This is a genomic window from Streptomyces sp. NBC_00670 (genome assembly GCF_036226765.1).
Classification (GTDB): domain Bacteria; phylum Actinomycetota; class Actinomycetes; order Streptomycetales; family Streptomycetaceae; genus Streptomyces.
This window is the reverse complement of the sequence record NZ_CP109017.1, coordinates 5,115,501-5,138,849: the sequence shown is the minus strand read 5'-3', so window position 1 is coordinate 5,138,849 and position 23,349 is coordinate 5,115,501. Positions and strand designations below refer to the sequence as shown.

The 23,349-nt window shown below is 72.9% G+C and carries 22 protein-coding genes; 14 read left to right on the top strand and 8 right to left on the bottom strand.

Annotated elements, in window-relative coordinates:
- Positions 1–22 precede the first annotated feature (22 nt).
- On the bottom strand, positions 23–1,324 hold the full coding sequence (locus OIE12_RS23000) for an MFS transporter (protein WP_329138272.1): 1,302 nt from the start codon (positions 1,322–1,324) through the stop codon (positions 23–25).
- 70 nt (positions 1,325–1,394) lie between these two features.
- Between OIE12_RS23000 and OIE12_RS22995 the strand changes: the two genes are divergently transcribed.
- Positions 1,395–2,417, top strand: a complete 1,023-nt coding sequence (locus OIE12_RS22995; RefSeq protein ID WP_329138270.1) for an ArsR/SmtB family transcription factor — start codon at positions 1,395–1,397, stop codon at positions 2,415–2,417.
- Here OIE12_RS22995 and OIE12_RS22990 read toward each other — a convergent pair.
- Entirely contained in the window at positions 2,381–2,695 is a 315-nt protein-coding gene (locus OIE12_RS22990) for an MTH1187 family thiamine-binding protein (protein WP_329138268.1), read from the bottom strand. The two genes, OIE12_RS22995 and OIE12_RS22990, sit on opposite strands and share 37 nt — an antisense overlap.
- A complete protein-coding gene (locus OIE12_RS22985; protein ID WP_329138266.1) occupies positions 2,692–3,036 on the bottom strand; it encodes a DUF3817 domain-containing protein in 345 nt (114 codons plus the stop codon). The genes OIE12_RS22990 and OIE12_RS22985 overlap by 4 nt, the downstream gene beginning before the upstream one ends.
- A gap of 338 nt (positions 3,037–3,374) precedes the next feature.
- Here OIE12_RS22985 and OIE12_RS22980 point away from each other — a divergent pair, with 338 nt between their 5' ends.
- From OIE12_RS22980 to OIE12_RS22965, 4 genes are all read left to right on the top strand, one after another.
- The gene (locus tag OIE12_RS22980) at positions 3,375–3,968 is read left to right on the top strand and encodes an AIM24 family protein (RefSeq protein WP_329142145.1); all 594 of its coding nucleotides are present in this window, start codon (positions 3,375–3,377) and stop codon (positions 3,966–3,968) included.
- 1 nt (position 3,969) lies between these two features.
- Positions 3,970–4,620 carry an AIM24 family protein gene (locus tag OIE12_RS22975; RefSeq protein ID WP_329138263.1) on the top strand — a complete coding sequence of 217 codons (651 nt, stop codon included), beginning with the start codon at positions 3,970–3,972 and terminating at the stop codon, positions 4,618–4,620.
- An 11-nt stretch (positions 4,621–4,631) separates the two neighbouring features.
- A complete protein-coding gene (locus OIE12_RS22970) occupies positions 4,632–5,432 on the top strand; it encodes an AIM24 family protein (RefSeq protein WP_329142143.1) in 801 nt (266 codons plus the stop codon).
- A gap of 104 nt (positions 5,433–5,536) precedes the next feature.
- Positions 5,537–6,013, top strand: coding sequence for a MarR family winged helix-turn-helix transcriptional regulator (locus OIE12_RS22965; protein ID WP_329138261.1), 477 nt, complete (start codon positions 5,537–5,539; stop codon positions 6,011–6,013).
- 78 nt (positions 6,014–6,091) lie between these two features.
- On the opposite strand, the gene OIE12_RS22960 is transcribed toward OIE12_RS22965, so the two are convergent.
- Both OIE12_RS22960 and OIE12_RS22955 read right to left on the bottom strand, forming a co-directional pair.
- Entirely contained in the window at positions 6,092–7,633 is a 1,542-nt protein-coding gene (locus OIE12_RS22960) for a sensor histidine kinase (protein ID WP_329138259.1), read from the bottom strand.
- Complete coding sequence (locus OIE12_RS22955) at positions 7,630–8,292, bottom strand: response regulator transcription factor (RefSeq protein ID WP_329138257.1); 663 nt, start codon at positions 8,290–8,292, stop codon at positions 7,630–7,632. The genes OIE12_RS22960 and OIE12_RS22955 overlap by 4 nt, the downstream gene beginning before the upstream one ends.
- Before the next feature lie 135 nt (positions 8,293–8,427).
- Here OIE12_RS22955 and OIE12_RS22950 point away from each other — a divergent pair, with 135 nt between their 5' ends.
- Complete coding sequence (locus OIE12_RS22950) at positions 8,428–9,093, top strand: PepSY domain-containing protein (RefSeq protein WP_329138255.1); 666 nt, start codon at positions 8,428–8,430, stop codon at positions 9,091–9,093.
- Positions 9,094–9,289: 196 nt separating this feature from the next.
- Here the strand turns inward: OIE12_RS22950 and meaB are convergent, their stop codons facing one another.
- Together meaB and OIE12_RS22940 are read right to left on the bottom strand one after the other, a co-directional pair.
- The gene (meaB, locus tag OIE12_RS22945) at positions 9,290–10,252 is read right to left on the bottom strand and encodes a methylmalonyl Co-A mutase-associated GTPase MeaB (RefSeq protein ID WP_329138253.1); all 963 of its coding nucleotides are present in this window, start codon (positions 10,250–10,252) and stop codon (positions 9,290–9,292) included.
- 62 nt (positions 10,253–10,314) lie between these two features.
- The gene (locus tag OIE12_RS22940; protein WP_329138251.1) at positions 10,315–11,517 is read right to left on the bottom strand and encodes an acetyl-CoA C-acetyltransferase; all 1,203 of its coding nucleotides are present in this window, start codon (positions 11,515–11,517) and stop codon (positions 10,315–10,317) included.
- Between the two features lie 158 nt (positions 11,518–11,675).
- Here OIE12_RS22940 and mce point away from each other — a divergent pair, with 158 nt between their 5' ends.
- The 7 genes from mce (at position 11,676) to OIE12_RS22905 (ending at position 21,632) form a co-directional block, all read left to right on the top strand.
- Complete coding sequence (mce, locus tag OIE12_RS22935; RefSeq protein WP_329138249.1) at positions 11,676–12,116, top strand: methylmalonyl-CoA epimerase; 441 nt, start codon at positions 11,676–11,678, stop codon at positions 12,114–12,116.
- A gap of 223 nt (positions 12,117–12,339) precedes the next feature.
- A complete protein-coding gene (gene scy, locus OIE12_RS22930) occupies positions 12,340–16,185 on the top strand; it encodes a polarized growth protein Scy (RefSeq protein ID WP_329138247.1) in 3,846 nt (1,281 codons plus the stop codon).
- Between the two features lie 182 nt (positions 16,186–16,367).
- A complete protein-coding gene (locus OIE12_RS22925; RefSeq protein WP_329138245.1) occupies positions 16,368–17,303 on the top strand; it encodes a cellulose-binding protein in 936 nt (311 codons plus the stop codon).
- Positions 17,304–17,413: 110 nt separating this feature from the next.
- A complete protein-coding gene (locus OIE12_RS22920) occupies positions 17,414–18,376 on the top strand; it encodes an ABC transporter ATP-binding protein (protein WP_329138243.1) in 963 nt (320 codons plus the stop codon).
- A 2-nt stretch (positions 18,377–18,378) separates the two neighbouring features.
- Entirely contained in the window at positions 18,379–19,149 is a 771-nt protein-coding gene (locus OIE12_RS22915; protein ID WP_329138241.1) for an ABC transporter permease, read from the top strand.
- Positions 19,150–19,386: 237 nt separating this feature from the next.
- Positions 19,387–20,766 carry an ABC transporter ATP-binding protein gene (locus OIE12_RS22910; RefSeq protein ID WP_329138239.1) on the top strand — a complete coding sequence of 460 codons (1,380 nt, stop codon included), beginning with the start codon at positions 19,387–19,389 and terminating at the stop codon, positions 20,764–20,766.
- Complete coding sequence (locus OIE12_RS22905) at positions 20,763–21,632, top strand: ABC transporter permease subunit (RefSeq protein ID WP_329138238.1); 870 nt, start codon at positions 20,763–20,765, stop codon at positions 21,630–21,632. Before OIE12_RS22910 ends, OIE12_RS22905 begins: the two co-directional genes overlap by 4 nt.
- A 69-nt stretch (positions 21,633–21,701) precedes the next feature.
- On the opposite strand, the gene OIE12_RS22900 is transcribed toward OIE12_RS22905, so the two are convergent.
- Entirely contained in the window at positions 21,702–22,034 is a 333-nt protein-coding gene (locus tag OIE12_RS22900; protein ID WP_329138236.1) for an ATP/GTP-binding protein, read from the bottom strand.
- 203 nt (positions 22,035–22,237) lie between these two features.
- On the opposite strand from OIE12_RS22900, the gene OIE12_RS22895 reads away from it, so the two are divergent.
- Positions 22,238–23,266, top strand: coding sequence for an LLM class flavin-dependent oxidoreductase (locus tag OIE12_RS22895; RefSeq protein ID WP_329138234.1), 1,029 nt, complete (start codon positions 22,238–22,240; stop codon positions 23,264–23,266).
- The last annotated feature ends 83 nt before the right edge of the window (positions 23,267–23,349 follow it).

Sequence of the window (23,349 nt, the reverse complement as noted above, 5' to 3'; positions counted from 1 at the left end):
GGCACCAGACCTTACCGGCCGGTCACATGGTGGTCAGCCCCGTCTCGCTGTTCGGTCGCCCATTCTTTCGGTATGCGTCCGCCGCGCGCTCCCCGCGCCGGGCCTGGGCCGCCAGCAGGACGCAGACGAGCGTGCCGAGCGCCCCGGCGCCGGCCACCGTGGCGGGCACCCCGGCGAACTGCGCGACGACGCCCGCGAGCGCCATCCCGACGCCCTGCACGGTCATCAGCCCGGCCGTGTTGAGCGTCATGGCGCGGCCCCGCAGTTCCTCCGGCACCGCGGCCACGAACCACTGGTCCAGGCCGAGTGTGTACGCGGATCCGGCGCCGGAGAGCGCCAGCAGGAACAGGGTCCAGCCGAGGCCGGGGGCGAGGGCGTAGCCGAGGTAGGGCAGCAGCATGAAGGAGAGCAGCGGCAGTGTCACGCGCTCGCGGGTGGCCGGGCGCAGCCGCGCCCCCGCGAACAGCTCACCGGCGATGGTGCCGACGGGCAGCGCGCACATCAGCAGCCCGAGCCCGGTGGACCCGGCGCCGATCCGGTCGGCGTACGGGGCGGCCAGCGCCTCGGGGACGACGGTGAACATCGGCGGCACCCAGAACAGCAGGAGCAGCACGCGGGTGCGGCGATCGGCGAGCACGCGCCGGGCGCCGGCCACCGGACCTGCGGCCTGGGCACCGGCGTCCGCGCCGTCGCGTCCGGCGGCACGGGCCGGGCGGCGCCGGGTGCCGAGCCGCAGCAGCAGCGCGGAGGAGAGGAAGGTGCCGACGGTGATCACCAGGGCGTGGCGCGGGGTGAGCACGGTGAGCAGCAGTCCGCCGCATCCGTAGCCGACCAGGAGCGCGCTCTGGGAGACGATCCGCAGCAGCGAGCGGCCGAGCACGAAGAGGTCGCCGTCGCCCAGGACGTCGGCGAGGGTCGCCATGCGGGTGCCCTGGAAGACGGGCGAGACGACCGCGAGCGCGCAGCGCAGGGCGAGCAGGACGGCGATGTGGGTGCCGGGGATCGTCATGACGGCCACGCAGCCCGCGCAGAGCAGGTCGCAGACGACCAGGACGCGGCGGGCGGGAAACCGGTCGGCGACCCCGGCGAGCAGGGTGCCGCCGACGACGTACGGCAGAAAGCCGAGTGCGAAGGTCAGCGCGCTGAGCAGCGGCGAGCCGGTGAGGTCGTAGACGAGGACGGAGAGGGCGATCTCGCTGACGACGACGCCGAGGAGGGAGAGGGTGTGCGCGGCGAACACCGCGCGGAACTCGGGCACGCGCAGGACGCGGGTGTAGCCGCCGGGGGCGGCCTCCTCCGCAGGCGCGGCTTCGTCGTGGGCCATGGCGGCCAGCGTGAACGTCGCCCGCCGGGCCGCCTAAAGTTTCGGCTGTCGCCGAATCCTGGAGGTGGTCGTGCCCTCGCGGCTGCACTTCGCCGAGGAGGACTTCCTGTCCTGCCGGTTCGCCGTGTCGCCCCTGTGGGAGACGCAGGACGTCGTACGGACGCTGAAGCGGCCGGAGCGGCACGGGTATCACGCGCGCTGGCTGCGCCGGGTCGCGCCGGCCGTGGCGCGTCTTGACCTGACGCCGCTGTGGCTGCTGATGCCCCGCTTCGGGCACACCCCGGACTGGCTGTCCCCGCCGCCGATCGGGCCCTCGGCCCGGTTCGAGGAGGAGATCGCGGCGGTGCGCGCGGCCGACCCGGAGGCGGCGCGCGAGGACACCGCGCGGTCGCTCGCGGACACACCGGGGGCGCTGGAGTCGGCGTACGGCCGGGCCTGGCTCGCCGACCCGGTGCGGATGATCCGGGAGCTGGCGGACGCGGTGGAGGAGGTCTGGTACACCCTCGTCGCCCCGGACTGGCCCCGGCTGCGGGCGCTGCTGGAGGCCGACGTGGCGTTCCATTCGCGGCGGCTGGCGGAGGTGGGGCTCGGGGGGCTGCTGCCGGAGATCAACCGGCGGTTCGGCTGGCACGCGGGGACGCTGACCGTCGAGTACCGGGGGGAGCACGAGCGGCGCCTGGACGGGCGGGGGCTCGTGCTGATGCCGAGCGTCTTCGTGTGGCCGGACGTCGTCAGTACGTTCGAGCCGCCGTGGCAGCCGACGCTCGTCTATCCGGCGCGCGGCATCGGCGGGCTGTGGGCGGAGCCGGCCGAGGGAACGCCTCAGGCGCTGGTACGGCTGCTGGGGCGCGGCCGGGCGGCCGTGCTCGCCGCGCTGGACGAGCCGGCCGGCACCACCGCGCTCGCCCACCGGCTGCGGCTCGCGCCCTCGTCGGTCTCGGCGCATCTGGCGACGCTGCGCGAGGCCGGGCTGCTGCTCTCACGGCGCTACGGCCACCAGGTGCTGTACGAGCGGACGCCGCTCGGGATCGCGCTGCTGGCGGGGGGCGGCGGGGCTCAGTCCCCGGAGGGCGTGGGATCCGCCGAGAGGTGACGCTCGACGGTGGCGACCTTGCTGGTGAGGCCGTCGGTGACGCCGGGGCGGAGGTCCGCCTTCAGCACGAGGGAGACGCGCGGGGCGCGCGCCTCGACGGCGGCGACCGCGCGCTTGACGACGTCCATGACCTCGTCCCACTCGCCCTCGATCGAGGTGAACATGGCGTCGGTGCGGTGCGGCAGTCCGGAGGCGCGGACGACCCGGACGGCGTCGGCGACGTACTCCCCCACGTCCTCGCCGACGCCCAGCGGCGTCACGGAGAAGGCGACGATCATGCGCCGACCACCCCTTCGCGGCGGGCGCGGGCGGCGATCACGGCGTCCTCGGCCTCCCGGCGCAGCTTGCGCTCGGCGAAGAAGCCGCCGGTGGGCAGGACGGAGAGGACGAAGTAGAGCGCGGCGGTGCCGAGGCTCCACTTGGCCCGGTTCCAGGCGTCGGCCCAGAAGATCACGTAGAGGACGAAGAGGAGTCCGTGGATCGCGCCCATCACGGGCACCGCGTTGAAGTCCGTGGTCCGCTTCAGCACGGAGCAGACGAGGAGGAGCAGGAAGGAGATGGCCTCGGGGGCGGAGACCAGTCGGAGCCGGCGCAGGGCGGTGGCGGTCTTGATGTCCACGGATCACCTCGTGGGAGACGTCGGATGACGGGGGCGGGCGCGGCGCGGGGGCGCCACGGCTCGGGACGGCTTGTGAACGGGCGCACAAGCGCTGCCCCATTCTGGCATTGCCGGGGCCGGGCCCTTCCTCAGGGGGTGCCGGGCGCCGTTCACCGGGAGGACGGGCGGGGCTCGGCGGAAGGGCCGGCGGAGCTCGGCGGCGGGGACCGGGCGCCCCTTAAGGGATGGATTCAGGGGCGGACTCCACCTACGGGTGGTGTTGTCTCCACCCGTAGGACGGCTACCTTCGCAGCGTGGCAACCTTCCGACTCCAAGGCAGCAAGGTGCTGGCCGTCGACATGACCGGCGACGCCGTGAAGGCGAAGAACGGCTCCATGGTCGCGTACGACGGGCAGATCGCCTTCAAGAAGCTCAGCGGCGGCGGTGAGGGCCTGCGGGGGATGGTGACCCGGCGGCTCACCGGCGAGCAGATGACGGTGATGGAGGCGCGCGGGCACGGCACCTGCTGGTTCGCCGACCGCGCCTCCGAGATAAATCTCGTCTCCCTCCAGGGGGACACGTTGTACGTCGAGTCCAGCAACCTGCTCGTCACGGACGCCGGCCTGCGCACGGGGACGACGTTCACGGGGCTGCGCGGCGCCTCGCAGGGCAACGGGCTGTTCACCACGACGGTGGAGGGGCACGGACAGGCGGCCCTGCTGTCGGACGGTCCGGCGGTGGTGCTGCGGGTGAGCGCGCAGTATCCGCTGACGGTGGATCCGGGGGCGTACATCGCGCACCAGGGGAACGTCCGGCAGTCCTTCCAGTCGGGGGTGACGTTCCGCACGTTCATGGGCGAGGGCGGCGGCGAGGCGTTCCAGATCCGGTTCGAGGGGGACGGCCTGGTGTATGTGCAGCCGAGCGAGCGGAACATGATCGCGGGGGATGTGTGAGATGCCGTTCCGTGAGATCAACTCGAAGATGGTCGAGGCGACGGTCGCGCCGGGGCAGCGGCTGTTCAGTCAGCGGGGCGCGATGCTCGCGTACAAGGGTGAGGTGTCCTTCACGCCCAACATGCAGGGCGGTCAGGGCGGGCTGATGTCGATGATCGGCCGCCGGGTGGCCAACGAGGCGACACCGCTGATGACGGTGGAGGGCAGCGGCACGGTGCTGTTCGGGCACGGCGGCCATCACGTCCAGGTGATCCAGCTCGCCGGGGACACCTTGTACGTGGAGGCGGACCGGTTGCTCGCCTTCGACGGCGCGCTCCAGCAGGGCACGGTGTTCCTGGGCTCGCAGGGCGGGGTGATGGGCATGGTGCGCGGGCAGGTCACCGGGCAGGGCCTGTTCACCACGAGTCTGAAGGGGCACGGCGCGGTGGCGGTGATGGCGCACGGCGGGGTGTTCGAGGTGCCGATCACCCCGCAGCGCCCGGTCCATGTGGACCCGCAGGCCTACGTCGCCCATCACGGCGACGTGCGCAACAAGCTGTCGACGGCGCTGGGCTGGCGGGACATGGTGGGCCGCGGCTCGGGCGAGGCCTTCCAGCTGGAGCTGAGCGGCAGTGGCTCGGTATACGTGCAGGCGTCGGAGGAGAAGCTGTGAGCGGCTACGGAATGCCCGGTGTGCCCGGCGGGCCGGTGGTCCACGACCCCATGACGCTGCCGGTGGACGACAACGTCAACGCGTACACCTTCTGCGTGGAACTCAAGGGCGGCCAGTGGTTCCTGCAGAAGGGGAAGATGATCGCCTACTACGGGTCGATCGACTTCAACGGCATCGGGCACGGCCGGCTGGACCGTCTGGTGCGTACGTCGTTCCATTCGCCTTTGCACGCGAGCGACTGGGTGGTGGCGGAGGGCTCGGGCAAGATGCTCCTGGCCGACCGGGCCTTCGACGTCAACTCGTACGACCTGGAGGACGGCAATCTGACCATTCGCTCGGGCAATCTTCTCGCTTTTCAGCCAACTCTCGCGCTGAAGCAGTCGATCGTTCCGGGGTTCCTGACGCTCATCGGCACGGGCAAGTTCGTGGCGGCCTCCAACGGTCCGGTGGTGTTCATGGAGCCGCCGATCCGGGTGGACCCGCAGGCACTGGTCGGGTGGGCCGACTGCCCCTCGCCCTGCCACCACTACGACCACGGCTATCTGACGGGGGTGATGGGCGGTCTACGTGCGATGACGGGGATCGGCGGGGCCTCCGGGGAGGAGCACCAGTTCGAGTTCGTGGGGGCAGGCACGGTGCTGCTGCAGTCCTCCGAGGCTCTGATGGCGGAGCAGGCGACGGGGGCGGTGCCGGCGGAGCCGGGTGTGCCCGGCGGGGGCGGGGCACCCGGGGGTCATGGGCAGGGGCAGGGAGCGGGGTCACCGCGTCTTCCCGGACAGCTGGGTGATCTCCAGCGTCGCTTCGGGCTGTGAGCGGTAGTCTGCGGAGGGTGACGTCGAACGGGTGCGCGTACTCGTTGCCGCACGTCACCACCCCTCACTAGTTCGTCATTCAACCTTTTAGGTAGACTTCATCCATGGAGACCGAGACGGCCACCCGCTGGCTGACCGATGCGGAGCAGTGCGCCTGGCGCACCCACCTGGAGGTCAACAGGCTGTTGACGTACCAGCTCGAGAAGGACCTGCAGCCGTTCGGCCTGACAATCAACGACTACGAGATCCTGGTGAACCTCTCCGAGTCGGAGGGCGTACGGATGCGGATGAGCGACCTCGCGGCCGCCACCCTGCAGTCCAAGAGCCGGCTTTCGCACCAGATCACCCGCATGGAGAACGCCGACCTGGTGCGGCGCGAGAACTGCGAGTCCGACCGCCGCGGGCTCTTCGCGGTGCTGACCGCACATGGCATGGACATGATGCAGAAGGTGGCGCCCCACCATGTCGCCTCCGTCCGGCGGCACTTCATCGATCTGCTGTCGCAGGAGGACCTGGAGCAGCTGCACAAGTCGCTGCGGCCGATCGCGGAGCAGCTGCGGACGCAGCGCGGCAAGCCGTGACGGTGCGCCGCGGCGGGGCGGGGTGCCGGCGCCGGTAGGCACCGGGTTCCCGTCGCCGGGCGTGCGGGAGCGGCGTTGCTAATCGGGCGCCACCGGCAGGCGCAGCGTGAACAGGGCTCCGCCGCCGGGGGCCTCCGCGGCCGTCAGGGTGCCGCCGTGGCGGCGGGCGATGTCCCTGGCGATGGCCAGCCCGAGGCCCGTGCCGCCGTCGTCGCGGGCGCGGGCGTCGTCCAGCCGGACGAACCGTTCGAAGACGCGTTCACGCTGGTCGGCGGGGATGCCGGGACCGTCGTCCGCGACGGTGACGACGGCGCGGTCGCCGTCCCGGCGCACGGTCACCGTGACCCGCTGCCGGGCGTGCCGCCGGCCGTTGTCCAGCAGGTTGGCCAGGACCCGGGCCAACTGCCCCCGGGACCCGGTGACCGCGACCTCCTCGGCCTGCTCAACCACGACTGCCTCCCGGCCCCGTGCCGCCTCCCGGGCCAGCGCGTCCAGGGGGACGCGTGCGTCGCCCGGCCGCTCCCCCGCGTCCAGCCGGGCGAGCAGCAGCAGGTCGGCGGCGAGGTGCTGGAGCCGCACGGTGTCCTCGACGGCCCCGTCCACGTCGAGCAGCTCCGGGTGGGCGGCGCCCACTTCGAGCTGGGTGCGCAGGGAGGCCAGCGGGCTGCGCAGCTCGTGCGAGGCGTCCGCGACGAACCGCCGCTGCCGCTCCACCGACGCCTCCAGGGCGGTGAGCGTCCGGTTGGTCGTACGGGCCAGCCGGGCGACCTCGTCGCCGGTGCCGGGCACGGGGACCCGGCGGGCCAGGTCCTCGGAGGCGGTGATCGCGGCCATCTCGGCGCGGATGCCCTCCACCGGGCGCAGGGCGCGCCGGGTCACCAGCCAGGTCACCCCGGCCACGGTCAGGAGCAGCAGCGGCAGTCCGACCGCGAGCGTCGTCAGGGCGGTGCCGACCGCGCCCTGCTCGGCGTCGAGCGGGGCGCCGGCCCGGACGGTGAGGGTGACGTCGCCGGGGGTGGTGACCTCCAGGGCGGCGAACCGGTAGTCGCGGGTGTCGTCGTCGACGGTGGCGGTGCCGGCGGTGTGCGTGACGTCGTCGGAGATCTCGCCGACGGCGGGGTCGTCGTCCTCGTCGTCACCGCCGGCGGCGTTGTCGTCGTCACCGCCGCGGCCACCGCCGTGGTGGTCGTCGGTACGGTCGCCGCCGTGGTCGTCGGATTCGTCGCCGGAACCGTCGTCGTCCGAGCCGCCGGAAGGGCCCGACGTGGCGGAGGCGCTCGGGGTGGGGGTGGGCGTGGTGCGTACGACGTGCACGGGGGTGCCGTCGACGGCCCGCAGGTCCTCACTGGCCGCCACCGGCCGGCCCCATTCGTCCGCCACCCGTACCGGGTGGTCCTCCTCGTCCGGCCAGTCGAGCCTGGCGTAGGCGATGCCCGCGGCCAGCTGGGAGGCGACCCGGCGGGCGGCGGACTCGGCCTGGGTATCCGCCTGCCCGACGAGGTTGGCGCGCAGCGACAGCACCAGCGCGGCCCCGGCGGCGAGCAGCGCGACGGCCACCACGCAGGTCGCGGCGAGCGTGGCCCGCGCCCGTACGGAGCCGAACGGCCGCCACCGGGTCACCGCGCCTCCAGCCGGTACCCGGCGCCGCGCACGGTCCGGATGCGCTCGGCGCCCAGCTTGCGGCGCAGGGCGCTGATGTAGACCTCGACGATGTTGGGGTCGCCGTCGTAGGCGAAGTCCCAGACGTGGTCGAGGATCTCGGCCTTGGAGACCACTTCGCCCGCGCGCACGACCAGGTGTTCCAGGACGGCGAACTCCTTGGCGGTCAGGGCGACCTCGGTGCCGTCGCGCAGCACACGGCGGGCGGCGGTGTCGACGGTCAGGCCGCCGCGGACGTGCACGGGCGAGGGGCCCGGGCGGGCGCGGCGGCGCAGCAGGGCCTTCACCCGGGCGACGAGGACGACGTAGGAGAACGGCTTGGTGAGGTAGTCGTCGGCGCCGGTGTCCAGGCCCTCGGCCTCGTCGTACTCGCCGTCCTTCGCGGTGAGCATGAGGATCGGCACGTCGTGGCCGGCGGCGCGCAGGGCGGCGCAGATCCGGTAGCCGTTCATGCCGGGCAGCATGATGTCGAGAACGACCAGGTCGTACGGTCCCTCGGTGGCCCGGTGCAGGCCCTCGCGGCCGTCGTGGACGACGTCCACGGCGTAGCCCTCGGCGGTCAGGCCCTTCGCGAGCGACAGGGCGAGCCGCTTCTCGTCCTCCACGATCAACAGGCGCACGCGTCCAGCGTGACAGAGCGAACCTGAAGGGTTCTTCAGGTGGCTTCAGGTTGCGCTCAGCGTGGGTGGGCGACGGTGGTGCGTGTCATCGGCCCTGCGGGGTCGCACGGTCGCTCATCGTCACGGAGGAAGAGCATGAAGCGGAACATCGTACTGGCGGTCGTCACGGCGGCGGTGCTGGTGGGGGGCGGTACGGCGACGGCGCTGGCCGTCGCGGACGACGGCGGGGCGGGGGCCGGGGCCGGCTCCTCGGACCGGTCTTCGTCGTCGGCCGGGCGGGACGACGACCGGCGTGACGGACGGGACGACGACCGGCGTGAGGACCGCGACGACGACGGGCGTCACGGGCGCGACGACGACCGGGACGACGACGGGCGCGACGACGACTCCGTCGCCATGTCCTCCGCGAAGGTGACCGCCGCCGAGGCGATCGCGGCGGCGGTGCGGCACACACCGGGCGCGGTGGTGGAGGCCGAGCTGGACCACGCGGTGTGGTCGGTGGAGGTGCTGTCCTCGGACGACTCCTGGCGTGACGTGCGGGTGGACCCGGAGAGCGGGAAGGTGACGGGGGTGCGGGTCGAGCACGAGGACGCGGAGGACGTGGCGGAGGCGCGGGGGGCGTTGAAGGGGGCGTCGACCTCGGCGGAGGAGGCGGCGCGGGCGGTCGCGTCGAAGGGGGCGGTGACGTCCGTGGAGCTGGACGAGCGGGGGTGGGAGGCGGAGGCGGTCGCCTCCGGCGGGGGTGAGCGGGACTGGACGGTCGGTCTGCGCGACACGGACGTGACCGCCGGTCACCCGTAGGCGGGGGTGCCACGGGGCCCTTTTCCTCGCCCCCGCCGCCCCTTCCCTTCCCGACCCCGGGGGGCTCCGCCCCCGGACCCCCGGTGCGTTGTCGGCTGCCGGCCGGTGGGTGCTTCTCGCGCAGTTCCCCGCGCCCCTATGAGGCCCCGCAGGGGCCTTCAGGGGCGCGGGGAACTGCGCGACCAGTCCGCGCCCCTTACGGGGCGCCCCCGACCAGCCCCTCCACCAACTCGTCCGCCGCCCCATAAGGATCCAGTTCGCCCCCTACGATGCGGTCCGCCAGGGCGCTCAGGCGGCGGTCTCCATGCAGGTCGCCGATGCGTTCCCGCAGCGCCGTGACCGCGATGGTCTCGACCTCGCGCGCCGCCCGCGCCCGGCGGCGCTCGGCCAGTACGTCCCGCTCCTCCATCCACGCCCGGTGCTTCTCCAGCGCCTCGACGACCTCCTCGACGCCCTCGCCGCGTGCGGCGACCGTCTTGACGATCGGGGGGCGCCAGTCGCCCGGGCCCCGTGCCTCGCCGAGGCCGAGCATGTGGTTCAGCTCGCGGGCCGTCGCGTCGGCACCGTCGCGGTCGGCCTTGTTGACGACGTAGACGTCGCCGATCTCGAGGATGCCCGCCTTGGCGGCCTGGATGCCGTCGCCCATCCCGGGCGCCAGCAGGACCACCGAGGTGTCGGCCTGCGAGGCGATCTCCACCTCCGACTGCCCGACACCCACCGTCTCGACGAGGATCACCTCGCAGCCCGCCGCGTCCAGTACCCGGATCGCCTGGGGCGCCGCCCAGGCGAGTCCGCCCAGGTGCCCGCGCGTCGCCATCGAACGGATGTACACGCCGGGATCGGAGGCGTGCTCCGACATCCGCACCCGGTCGCCGAGCAGCGCGCCCCCGGAGAACGGCGAGGACGGGTCGACGGCGAGCACGCCGACCCGCTTCCCGGCCCTGCGGTACGCGGTGACCAGCGCCGACGTGGACGTCGACTTGCCGACTCCCGGCGACCCCGTGAGCCCCACCACGTACGCTCCGCCGGTGAGCGGGGCGAGCGCGGCCATGACCTCCCTGAGCTGCGGGGACGCCCCCTCCACCAGGGAGATCAGCCGGGCCACGGCACGCGGCCGGCCCTCCCTCGCCTGGGCGACCAGCGTGGCGACGTCCTGCATCACGACTCCGTTTCAGACATGCGGCGGGCACCCGGGCCCGGACCGGAACAGACCTACAGGCGTCAGGCGCCCCGTACCCGCAGGATCAGCGCGTCGCCCTGGCCGCCGCCCCCGCACAGCGCCGCCGCGCCGACCCCGCCGCCGCGCCGCTTCAGCTCCAGCGCCAGGTGCAGGACGAGCCGTGCGCCGGACATGCCGATGGGGTGACCGAGCGCGATCGCGCCACCGTTCACATTCACCTTTTCGGAGGAGATCCCCAGGTCCTTCATTGACTGCACGGCGACGGCCGCGAAGGCCTCGTTGATCTCGATGAGGTCGAGGTCGCCGATCTCCAGGCCCTCCTTGCCGAGCGCGTGACGGATCGCGTTCGACGGCTGGGACTGCAGGGAGTTGTCCGGCCCGGCCACGTTGCCGTGGGCGCCGATCTCGGCGATCCACTCCAGGCCCAGCTCCTCGGCCTTGGCCCTGCTCATCACGACGACGGCCGCGGCGCCGTCGGAGATCTGCGAGGAGGAGCCCGCGGTGATCGTGCCGTCCCTGCTGAACGCGGGGCGCAGCTTGCCGAGCGACTCGGCGGTCGTCTCGGGCCGGATGCCCTCGTCCTTGCTGAAGACGACCGGCTCGCCCTTGCGCTGCGGGATCTCCACGGGGGTGATCTCGGCCTCGAACAGGCCGTTCTTCTGGGCGGCGGCGGCCCGCTGGTGGGAGAGCGCGGCGATCTCGTCCTGCGCCTCGCGGGCGATGCCGAGCCGGGTGTTGTGCTTCTCGGTGGACTCGCCCATGGCGATGTTCTCGAAGGAGTCGGTGAGGCCGTCGTACGCCATCGCGTCGAGCATCTGGACGGCGCCGTACTTGTAGCCCTCGCGGGACTTCGGCAGCAGGTGCGGGGCGTTGGTCATGGACTCCTGGCCGCCGGCGACGATCACGTCGAACTCCCCGGCGCGGATCAGCTGGTCGGCGAGCGCGATGGCGTCGAGACCGGACAGGCACACCTTGTTGATGGTGAGCGCCGGGACGCTCATCGGGATGCCGGCCTTGACCGCGGCCTGCCGCGCCGGGATCTGGCCCGCCCCGGCCTGGAGTACCTGGCCCATGATCACGTACTGCACCTGGTCGCCGCCGATGCCCGCGCGGTCGAGGGCGGCCTTGATCGCGAAGCCGCCGAGATCGGCTCCGGAGAAGGACTTCAGGGAGCCCAGCAGGCGCCCCATGGGCGTGCGCGCGCCCGCGACGATCACCGAGGTCGTGCTGTTCGTTCCGGTCATGAGCTGCGATCCCCTTACCGGCTGCACTGCCGAGGAGTGAGTGGAAGTGAACGAGGGTTTACTTCGAATGTACTGAGTGGCACTCCGTGCCGTCACCGCTCTTTCAGTGTGATCGCGCGCACGTTGCGTAACCATCCGCGGAGCGCTCCACTGTCACCATGCTGACGCGAATCGACCACATCGGGATCGCCTGTCACGACCTCGACGCGACCGTCGAGTTCTACCGGGCCACGTACGGCTTCGAGGTGTTCCACACCGAGGTCAACGAGGCACAGGGCGTGCGCGAGGCCATGCTGCGGATCAACGGCACGGACGACGGCGGCGCCTCCTACCTCCAACTGCTCGAACCCGTCCGCGAGGACTCCACCGTCGCCAAGTGGCTGGCCAAAAATGGCGAGGGAGTGCACCACATCGCCTTCGGCACGGCGGACGTCGACACCGAGGCGGCGGACATCCGGGACAAGGGCGTACGCGTCCTGTACGAGGAGCCACGGAGCGGCTCCATGGGGTCGCGGATCACCTTCCTGCACCCCAAGGACTGTCATGGCGTACTGACAGAACTGGTCACTTCGGCGGCTGTTGAGTCGGCGGAGCACTGACCGACGTACATAGGGGCCGGTAGGGTTGGGGGCGGTCGTGCCTCCCGCGAGTGTGCGGGAGCGCGTGGCCGCTTGCCGGGGTCCGGGTTTCGGGGGACGAGCGTCGGGGCAGCAGCCCGTGCTCCGCCGTTGATCTGACACCATTCCCCGGGGGCCCCGTTCGGCGGATGGACGGAGCTCGGTTGGACCAAGCTTGCGACCAGGGGACGGATGGGACCGCGCAGTGCGGGGCTACGAACGCCAGGAGCGAGAGCCGGCGGCTGACGTCGACCACCTCTCTCGGTTCGAGGCCGAGATGGAACGGCTGAAGACCGAGCGGGAAAAGGCGATTCAGCACGCCGAGGACCTCGGCTACCAGGTCGAGGTGCTGCGCGCCAAGCTGCACGAGGCGCGCCGCACGCTCATGTCCCGGCCCGCCTACGACGGGACGGACATCGGCTACCAGGCCGAGCAGATGCTCCGCAATGCCCAGGCGCAGGCCGACCAGCTGCGCAGCGAGGCGGAGCGGGAGCTGAGCCAGGCCCGCGCGCAGACCCAGCGCATCCTCCAGGAGCACGCCGAGCAGGCCGCGCGGCTCCAGGCGGAGCTGCACCAGGAGGCGGTCAACCGCCGCCAGCAGCTCGACCAGGAGTTGGCCGAGCGCCGGCAGACCGTCGAGTCGCACGTCAACGAGAACGTGGCGTGGGCCGAGCAGCTCCGCGCCCGTACCGAGTCGCAGGCCCGGCGGCTCCTTGACGAGTCGCGGGCCGAGGCCGAGCAGGCGCTGGCCGCCGCCCGCGCCGAGGCCGAGCGGATCGCCGCCGAGGCCCGCCAGCGGCTCCAGGGCGACGCGGAGGCGGCCCGCGCCGAGGCCGACCAGATCCTGCGCCGGGCCCGTGCCGAGGCCGAGCGGCTGCTGAACGCCGCCTCCACGCAGGCCCAGGAGGCCACCGACCACGCCGAGCAGCTGCGCTCCGCCACCGCGTCTGAGTCGGACGCCGCCCGCCGCCAGGCCACCGAGCTGAGCCGGGGTGCCGAGCAGCGGATGAGCGAGGCCGAGGCGGCGCTGCGCGAGGCCCGCGCGGAGGCCGACAAGGTCGTCGCGGAGGCCAAGGAGGCCGCCGCCAAGGCGCTGGCGGGCGCGGAGTCGGCCAACGAGCAGCGCACCCGTACGGCGAAGGAGCAGGTCGCCCGGCTGGTCAGCGAGGCCACCAAGGAGGCGGAGTCCACCAAGGCGGAGGCCGAGCAGGTCGTCGCGGACGCGCGCGCCGAGGCGGAGAAGATCGTCGCGGAGGCGGCCGAGAAGGCCCGCAGCATCACCGCCGAGGAGACCGCCTCCCAGCTCGCCAAGACCGCCCGTACGGCGGAGGACGTGCTGAACAAGGCGTCGGACGACGCCAAGGCGACCACCAAGGCCGCCGCCGAGGAGGCCGAGCGGATCCGCCGGGAGGCGGAGACGGAGGCGGACCGGCTGCGCGCCGAGGCGCACGACATCGCCGAGGAGCTCAAGGGCGCGGCGAAGGACGACACCAAGGAGTACCGGGCCAAGACGGTCGAGCTGCAGGAGGAGGCCCGCCGGCTGCGCGGCGAGGCCGAGCAGCTGCGGGCCGACGCGGTCGCGGAGGGCGAGAAGATCCGCTCCGAGGCCCGGCGGGAGGCCGTCCAGCAGATCGAGGAGGCGGCCAGGACCGCCGAGGAGCTGCTGGCCAAGGCCAAGGCGGACGCCGACGAGCTGCGGACGACCGCGGCCACGGACAGCGAGAAGGTGCGCACCGAGGCCATCGAGCGCGCCTCGAGTCTGCGCCGGCAGGCCGAGGAGACCCTGGAGCGCACCCGCAAGGAGGCCGAGCGACACCGTGCCGAGGCCACCGAGCAGGCGGAGGCGCTCAAGGAGGACGCCGAGCGGGCCGCGCGCGAGCTGCGCGAGGAGACCGAGCGGGGCGTCGAGGCCCGGCGCGAGGAGGCCGCCGAGGAGCTGACGCGGCTCAAGGAGGAGGCCGAGCAGCGGGTCACCGCCGCCGAGCAGGCGCTGAACGACGCCCGCCAGGAGGCCGAGCGGCTGCGCCGGGAGGCCGCGGAGGAGACCGAGCGGCTGCGCGCGGAGGCCGCCGAGCGGATCCGTACGCTCCAGGCGCAGGCCGAGGCGGAGGCCGAACGGCTGCGCGACGAGGCCGCGGCCGACGCCTCCGCCTCCCGCGCGGAGGGCGAGTCCGTCGCCGTACGGCTGCGTTCGGAGGCGTCGGCGGAGGCCGAGCGGCTCAAGGCGGAGGCGCAGGACACCGCCGACCGGGTGCGGGCCGAGGCGCAGGCCGCGGCCGAGCGGCTGAACACGGAGGCCACCGAGACGCTGGCGGCCGCGCAGGAGGAGGCCGCCCGGCGCCGCCGCGAGGCCGAGGAACTGCTCGGCGCCGCCCGCCGGGAGGCCGACCAGGAGCGGGAGCGGGCCGGCGAGCAGAGCGAGGAGCTCCTCGCGGTGGCGCGGGCCCGGGTCGAGGAGGCGCAGGCCGAGGCCGAGCGGCTGGTGGAGGAGGCGGACCGGCGGGCCACCGAGATGGTCTCGGCCGCCGAACAGACCGCCCAGCAGGTCCGCGACGCGGTGGCGGGGCTGCACGAGCAGGCGCAGGAGGAGATCGCCGGGCTGCGCAGTGCCGCCGAGCACGCGGCGGAGCGTACCCGGCGGGAGGCCGAGGAGGAGTCCGACCGGGTCCGCGCCGACGCCTACGCCGAGCGCGAGCGGGCCGCGGAGGACGCGAGCCGGCTGCGCCGGGAGGCGGCCGAGGAGCGCGAGACGGCGGCGGCGCTGGCCGAGCGTTCGCTGGCCGAGGCGGCCGCCGAGGCGGAGCGGGTGCGCGCGGACGCCGCGGACCACGCCCAGCGGGTGCGCACCGAGGCCTCGGACACCATCGCCAATGCCGACCAGGACGCCTCGCGGACGCGTGCGGAGGCACGGGAGGACGCCAACCGCATCCGGTCGGACGCGGCGACGCAGGCGGACACCCTCATCAACGAGGCGCGCGCGGAGGCCGAGCGCCTGACCACGGAGACCAACGCGGAGGCCGAGCGCGTCCTCGGCGAGACGAACGCCGAGGCGGAGCGGGTGCGGGCGGAGTCCGTGGCCCGGGCCGAGCGGCTGGTCGGGGACGCCTCCGAGGAGGCGGAGCGGCTGCGCGCCGAGGCCGCCGAGACGGTCGGCTCGGCCCAGCAGCACGCCGAGCGGATGCGGGCCGAGGCGGAGCGGCTCACCACCGAGGCGCGCGAGGAGGCCGAGCGGACGCTGGACGAGGCCCGCAAGGAGGCCAACAAGCGGCGTTCGGAGGCGGCCGAGCAGGTCGACACCCTCATCACGGAGACGGCCGCCGAGGCCGACAAGCTCCTCGCCGAGGCCCAGCAGAACGCCCAGCGCACCACGGCGGACGCCGAGAGCCAGGCCGACAGCATGGTGGGCGCCGCCCGTACGGAGGCCGACCGGCTGGTCTCGGAGGCCACCGTCGAGGGCAACGGCCTGGTGGAGCGGGCCCGCGCGGACGCCGACGAGCTGCTCGTGGGCGCGCGCCGGGACGCGACGGCCATAAGGGAGCGGGCGGAGGAGCTGCGCGACCGCATCACCACCGAGATCGAGGAACTGCACGAGCGGGCGCGGCGCGAGTCGGCCGAGGCGATGAAGTCGGCGGGCGAGCGGTGCGACGCGCTGGTGAAGGCGGCCGAGGAACAGCTCACCGAGGCCCGCGACAAGGCCAAGGAGCTGGTCTCGGAGGCCAACTCCGAGGCGAGCAAGGTGCGTATCGCCGCCGTGAAGAAGGCCGAGGGGCTGCTCAAGGAGGCCGAGCAGAAGAAGGCCAAGCTGGTCGCCGAGGCGGAGGAGATCAAGGCCGAGGCGATCCGCGAGGCACGGCAGGCGGTCGAGGAGGGCAAGCGGGAGCTGGAGATCCTGGTGCGCCGGCGCCAGGACATCAACGCCGAGATCTCCCGCGTGCAGGACGTCCTGGAGGCGCTGGAGTCGTTCGAGGCGCCGGGCGGCGGCAAGGACTCCGGGGTCAAGGCGGCGGCCGTCGTCGGACCTCGTTCGGGTGGCAAGGCGTCAGAAGGGTAGCCAGGGGCGCACATTCCGTACTCGACGGGGCGTAACGCACAGGCGCTGGCAAGGGTTCCGACAGTCAGCCACCCGAAAGGAGTGTCATTCTCCAGATCAAACACGTATCCGCTCGATGACACACCGCTTCGGCGCCTAGGATTCCCTCTATCACCTCACCGGTCTCTTTCGACAGGAACCCCATGAGCGACACTTCCCCCTACGGCTTCGAGCTTGTGCGGCGTGGGTACGACCGCGCTCAGGTGGACGAACGCATCTCCAAGCTCGTCTCCGACCGTGACAGCGCGCTGGCCCGCATCACCGCACTGGAAAAGCGCATCGAGGAGCTCCACCTCGAGACGCAGAACGCCCAGGCCCAGGTCACCGACGCCGAGCCGTCGTACGCCGGTCTCGGTGCGCGCGTCGAGAAGATCCTGCGCCTCGCCGAGGAAGAGGCGAAGGACCTGCGCGAGGAGGCCCGCCGGGCCGCTGAGCAGCACCGCGAGCTCGCCGAGTCGGCGGCCCAGCAGGTGCGCAACGACGCGGAGTCGTTCGCCGCGGAGCGCAAGTCCAAGGCCGAGGACGAGGGCGTCCGCATCGTCGAGAAGGCCAAGAGCGACGCCTCCCAGCTGCGCGCCGAGGCCCAGAAGGACGCGCAGTCCAAGCGCGAGGAGGCGGACGCCCTCTTCGAGGAGACGCGCGCCAAGGCCGCGCAGGCCGCCGCCGACTTCGAGACGAACCTGGCCAAGCGCCGCGAGCAGTCCGAGCGCGACCTGGCCTCCCGTCAGGCCAAGGCCGAGAAGCGGCTCGCGGAGATCGAGCACCGCGCGGAGCAGCTGCGCCTGGAGGCGGAGAAGCTGCGCACGGACGCCGAGCGCCGCGCCCGCCAGACGGTGGAGACGGCCCAGCGCCAGGCCGAGGACATCGTGGCCGACGCCAACGCCAAGGCCGACCGGATCCGTTCGGAATCCGAGCGCGAGCTGGCCGCCCTCACCAACCGCCGCGACTCGATCAACGCGCAGCTGACCAACGTGCGCGAGATGCTGGCGACGCTCACGGGTGCCGCGGTGGCCGCCGCCGGTTCCCCGGCCGAGGACGAGCCGATCTCCCGCGGGGTGCCGGCGCAGCAGTCCCGGTAGTCACAGGAGGCAGCAGGAGGTTTCACCTCTCACGCGGTTCTCGTACGGTGCGGGAAGCCCTTCGCCACTTCGGGTGGCGGAGGGCTTCCCGCCGTTCTAGCGTGGCACGCATGATCGAGCTCGAGGGCCTGACCAAGCGCTACGGCGAGAAACTGGCGGTGGACCACCTCACCTTCACGGTCCGCCCCGGCGTGGTCACCGGCTTCCTCGGCCCCAACGGCGCCGGCAAGTCCACCACCATGCGGATGATGCTCGGCCTGGACCGCCCCACCGAGGGCCAGGTCCGCATCGACGGCCGGCGCTACGAGGAGCTCGCGGACCCGCTGAAGTACATCGGCGCCCTCCTCGACGCCAAGGCCATGCACGGCGGCCGCAGCGCCTACAACCACCTGCTCTGCCTGGCGCAGAGCAACGGCATCCCCGCCGCCCGCGTCCACGAGGTCCTGGACACGGTCGGGCTGACCTCCGTCGCCCGCAAGAAGGCCAAGGGGTTCTCCCTCGGCATGGGCCAGCGCCTGGGCATCGCCGCCGCGCTCCTCGGCGATCCGCGGATCCTGATGTTCGACGAGCCGGTCAACGGGCTCGACCCCGAGGGCATCCACTGGATCCGTACGCTGATGAAGTCCCTTGCCGCGCAGGGCCGTACGGTCTTCGTCTCCTCCCATCTGATGAGCGAGATGGCACTGACCGCCGACCACCTCGTCGTCATCGGCCAGGGCCGGCTGCTCGCCGACACCACGATGGCCGACTTCATCGCCCGCAACTCCCGCGCCTACGTACGGATCCGCTCCCCCCAGTACGAGCAGCTCCTCGACGCGCTGCACGAGGCCGGGATCACGGTCGTCGAGGCGGGCGGCGGGGCGCTGGAGGTCGACGGCGACGAGGCCGCGCGGATCGGCGAGCTGGCCGCGCGGCACGGTCTCGTGCTGCACGAGCTCAGCCCCCGGCAGGCCTCGCTGGAGGAGGCGTTCATGCGGCTGACCGCCGAGTCCGTCGAGTACCACGCGCACTCCGGGCCCGGGCCGGCCCGGGAGTGGGGCGAGGACCGCGAGAGCTGGAAGAAGGTGGGCTGACGATGGCGACGACCCAGGTCATCCGCTCCGAGTGGACGAAGATCCGGTCGGTGGCGTCCACGGTGTGGACGCTCTCGCTCGCGGTGGTCGTCACCGTCGCGCTCGGCATGCTCATCTCGGCGCTGTCCCGGCACGAGTTCGGCAACATGAGCCGGCGCGACCGCACCACCTTCGATCCGACGTTCATCAGCTTCGCCGGGATGACGCTCGGACAGCTCGCGATGATCGTGTTCGGGGTGCTCGTCGTGTCCAACGAGTACAGCACCGGCATGATCCGTACGTCGCTGGCGGCGGTGCCGCGGCGGGCGACGTTCCTGTTCAGCAAGATCGGGGTGGCGACGATACTGGCGCTGGTGGTCGGCATGGTGACCAGCTTCGTCGCGTTCTTCCTCGGCCAGGCGATGCTGGGGCCGCACCGGACGTCGCTGGGCGAGCCGGGGGTGTTGCGGGCGGTGATCGGCGGGGGGCTGTACATGACGCTGATCGCGATGTTCTCGATGGGGGTGGCGGCGATGCTGCGCTCCCCCATGCTGTCGCTCGGCATCCTGATGCCGTTCTTCTTCCTGATCTCGAACATCCTGGGGAACGTGTCGGTGACGAAGAAGGTCGGCCAGTTCCTGCCCGACCAGGCGGGCAGCCGCATCATGCAGGTCGTCCCCCAGGCCTCCGACAACCCGCCCTACGGCCCCTGGGGCGGCCTCGGCATCATGCTCCTCTGGGTCCTGGCTGCCCTGGCGGGCGGCTATGCGGTGCTGCGGCAACGGGATGCGTGACGGGACGATTCAAGGGGCGCGGGGAACTGCGCAACGGGGCGAAGCCCCGTTTCGGGGTCCAAGGGGCGGAGCCCCTTGAAGGGATGGGACGGGTAAGGGCGGCGGGGGCGAAGGAAATGCCGTCCCCGAACCGTACTGACCCGGCGGGAACCGTCAGTGGCCCGTTATTCTCCTAACCCTTACGGGGGCGTCCGCCCCGACGTACGTACGTCCTGATCCTTTCGATGGGTGCGGAGAATGATCGAGGCAGTCGGCCTGACCAAGCGCTACGGCGACAAGACGGCCGTGCACAACCTTTCCTTCCAGGTCCGGCCGGGCATGGTGACCGGCTTCCTCGGTCCCAACGGCTCCGGCAAATCCACCACCATGCGGATGATCCTCGGCCTGGACAACCCCACCGCCGGCCACGTCACCATCGGCGGCCACCCCTACCGCAAGCTCCCCAACGCCGCCCGCCACGTCGGCGCCCTGCTGGACGCCAAGGCCGTGCACGGCGGCCGCAGCGCCCGCAACCACCTCCTCAGCCTCGCGCAGCTCTCCGGCATCCCGCAGCGCCGCGTCGACGAGGTGCTCGGCGTCGTCGGCCTCCAGGCCGTCGCCAAACGCCGCTCCAAGGGCTTCTCGCTGGGCATGGGCCAGCGCCTCGGCATCGCCGCCGCGCTCCTCGGCGACCCGCAGGTCCTCCTCTTCGACGAGCCGGTCAACGGCCTCGACCCGGAGGGCATCCTCTGGGTGCGGAACCTGATGAAGTCGCTCGCGGCGGAGGGCCGCACCGTCTTCGTCTCCTCCCACCTGATGAGCGAGATGGCGCTGACCGCCGACCACCTCGTCGTCATCGGCCGCGGCCAGCTGCTCGCCGACATGAGCGTGGGGGACTTCATCTCGGCCAACTCCGCCGACTTCGCCCGCGTCCGCACCCCCGACGGCGAACAGCAGCAGCGGGAGAAGCTGACCTCCGCGCTGACCGAGGCCGGCGGTCACGTGCTGCCGGAGCAGGACGGCGCGCTGCGGGTGACGGGGCTGCCGCTGCCGCGGATCAGCGACCTCGCGCACTCCGCCGACGTACGGCTGTGGGAGCTCTCCCCGCACCAGGCGTCGCTGGAGGAGGCGTACATGCGGATGACGCAGGCCGCCGTCGACTACCGCTCGACCACCGACCAGAAGGCCGGGCTCCAGCAGCCGCTGCCGCCCGGGACGCAGCCGGCGGTGCCGGTGCCGGGGCAGGGCCAGTCGGGCTGGTACGCCCCGCCGCCGCCCCAGCAGTTCGCACCGGGGCAGCCGGGACAGCCGGGACAACCCCCGGCGGGCCCGTACGGCGCGCCCGCGAACCCGTACGCGCAGCCCGCCCCGGCCGCCCCGCAGGGCCCCCCGGCCCAGGCCGCCCCGAACCCGTACGCCGCCCCGGCCGCACAGCCCGCCGTAGCCGCACAGCCGCCGGCCGCCACCGCCCCGCAGCCGCAGCCCGCCGCCCCGCAGTCGGCCGACCGGCCCGCCGCCGCGGCGCCCGCGCCCGCCCCGGCCACTCCCGCCCCCACCCCCGCCGACGCGGTCCCCGCCGCGTCGGCCGCCCCCGCCCCCGCCGACCTCACCAAGCGCGACAGCGAGGACAACCGATGAGTACGCCCCAGCCCCCGATGCCGCAGCAGGCCGCGCCCGGTCCCTCCTGGCACACGGCGCCCGGAGCCTCGTACACCTCGCCGATCCCCGTCGTCCGCACCCACCTCGGGCACGCCCTCGCCTCCGAGTGGACCAAGATCCGGTCGGTGCGGTCCACGGTGTGGACGATCGGGGTGTTCCTGTTCCTGATGTTCGGAATGGGACTGCTGTTCACCGTCGCCGTCACCGCCTCGGACTCCGAGCTGGGCGACGAGACGGCGCTGGCGCTCGGCTTCGCCGGTGTGCTGACCGGTTCCATCTGCGTCATCACCCTCGGCGTGCTGACCACCGCCTCCGAGTACGGCACCGGCATGATCCGCACCACCATGACCGCGTGCCCGGGCCGCGGCCGGGTGCTCGCGGCGAAGTCGATCGTGTTCTTCACCCTGGCGTTCGTGGTGACGCTGGTGGCCACCTCGCTCGTCGCCCTCTTCCAGGTGTCGATCCTGGAGTCGCACGGCGGCCGGGAGCCCACCGGCGCGGAGTGGCTGAAAGCGACCGTCGGCATCTCGCTCTACGTGGCGCTCCTGGGGCTGCTCTCGCTGCTGGTCGGCTCGGTCATCCGGCACTCGGCGGGCGCGATCACGCTGATGATCGGACTGGTGCTGGCCCCGCTGGTGATCGCCCTGTTCCTGTTCTCGGACTCCCTCCAGGGCCTCCAGCAGTCGCTGTTCGAGTACTCGATCCCGAACCAGCTCAGCATCTTCTACGACAACTCGCTGACCCGGACCGGCCCCAAGGGCTGGGACCCGCTGTGGATCATGCTCGGCGTCAACGCCCTCGCCTTCGCCGGCGCGTACGTGCTGTTGGAGAAGCGGGACGTCTGACCGGCGTACGACGGATCCGACCGGCGTACGACGGGATGGCGACGGCGTACGCCGAGAACCGGCCGGTCCTCAGAACCTGGGCGCGTTACGGGACCGCTGCACCCGCGTGGTGCGGCGGTCCCGCGCGTTCCAGCACGCCTTGTGCCAGTGCCGGCGGTCGTCGACGCCCGCGTGGTCGGGCCAGGCCACGACGTGCGGGACGCCGGAGGGGATGAGCTGGTCGCAGCCGGGGCAGCGGTAGGTCTTGCCCTGGGCCGAGGCGCCCGCGACATGGCGCACGATCCACTCCTCGCCCTGCCAGCTCTCGGTGGAGTGCCAGCCGCCGTAACGGCCGGGCGCGTCCTCGTCGGCACTCCGGCCGGACGAGCCGCCGCCCTTGGGTCGGTTGCGACGCGGGGACACAGCACACCTCACGGGTCCGGGTACGGGGTCCGATCCAGGTTACGCGGCGCCGGGCGGCCCGTTGAAAGGCCGACGGAGAGGCCGAACGGCCCATTGAGAAGACAATCCGCAAATTGCGCCGCCAAGCCGTGACTTCGGCACATGTCAGGCAGTTATGCCCTGCGGGGGAGCTCCACGTCGGGGCCAAGGAAGCAGGAAGCACCATGCATGTCGGAAGTTTTGTACTCGCGGCCCAGTTCCCGGGCCAGGGCCCCGGGGAGGCGCTGCACCGGGCCGTGCGGACGGCGGAGGTCGCCGAGGAGGCGGGGCTCGACGCGGTCTGGCTGGCCGAGCACCACTTCGTGCCGTACGGCACGTGCCCGTCGGCCATCACCCTGGCCGCGCTGCTGCTCGGCCGCACCCGCCGCATCCGGGTCGGCACGGCGGTCAGCGTCCTGCCCACCGCGCACCCCGTGGCGCTCGGCGAACAGGCCGCGCTGCTGCACCTCACCTCGGGCGGCAGATTCACCCTCGGGGTGGGGCGCGGCGGTCCCTGGGTGGACCTGGAGGTCTTCGGCGCCGGTCTGGAGGCGTACGAGAAGGGGTTCCCGGAATCACTCGATCTGCTGGTGCGCTGGCTGACGGAACCCGCCGTCGCCGCCTCGGGGGAACGATTCACCTTCCGTGAGGTCCCCGTCGTGCCCCGCCCGTCGGAGTCGCTGACGGAGGACCCGGGACCCGAGGTCGTCGTCGCGTGCACCTCGCCCGCCAGCGTCCGGCTCGCCGCCGAGCGCGGGCTGCCGATGCTGCTCGGGATGCACTGCGGGGACGAGGACAAGGCCGCGATGGTCTCCCTGTGGCAGCGCCACGCACGGGCCGCCGGTGTCTCCGGGGACGTGATCGCGGGGGCCGGCCATGTCTCGGCCGGGGTCTGCCAGCTCGCCGACCGCGACGGCGACGCGGTGGAGACGCTCACCAAGGCGATGCCGGGCTGGCTGCGGCAGGGCCTCGGGGCACATGTCACGGTGGACGGCCGGGTGCGCGCGATGCGGGACCCGCTGGCGTACACGGAACTGCTGTGCGAGCTGCACCCGGTGGGCACGCCGCGGCGGTGCGCCGACCGGCTGGCGGCGACGTCGGAACGGACCGGCATCACCCGCTTCGCGCTGCTCGTGGAGGGTTCGGGCGACCTCGCGGCCACCGAGGAGAACGTACGGCGGCTGGGCGCGGAGGTGCTTCCGCAGCTGGGGTAGCCGCCGGGGCGACCGCCTCCCGGGCCACCGGGGCGACCGCCTCCCGGGCCACCGGGGTGCCTGCCGCACCGTCGCGGGAGGAG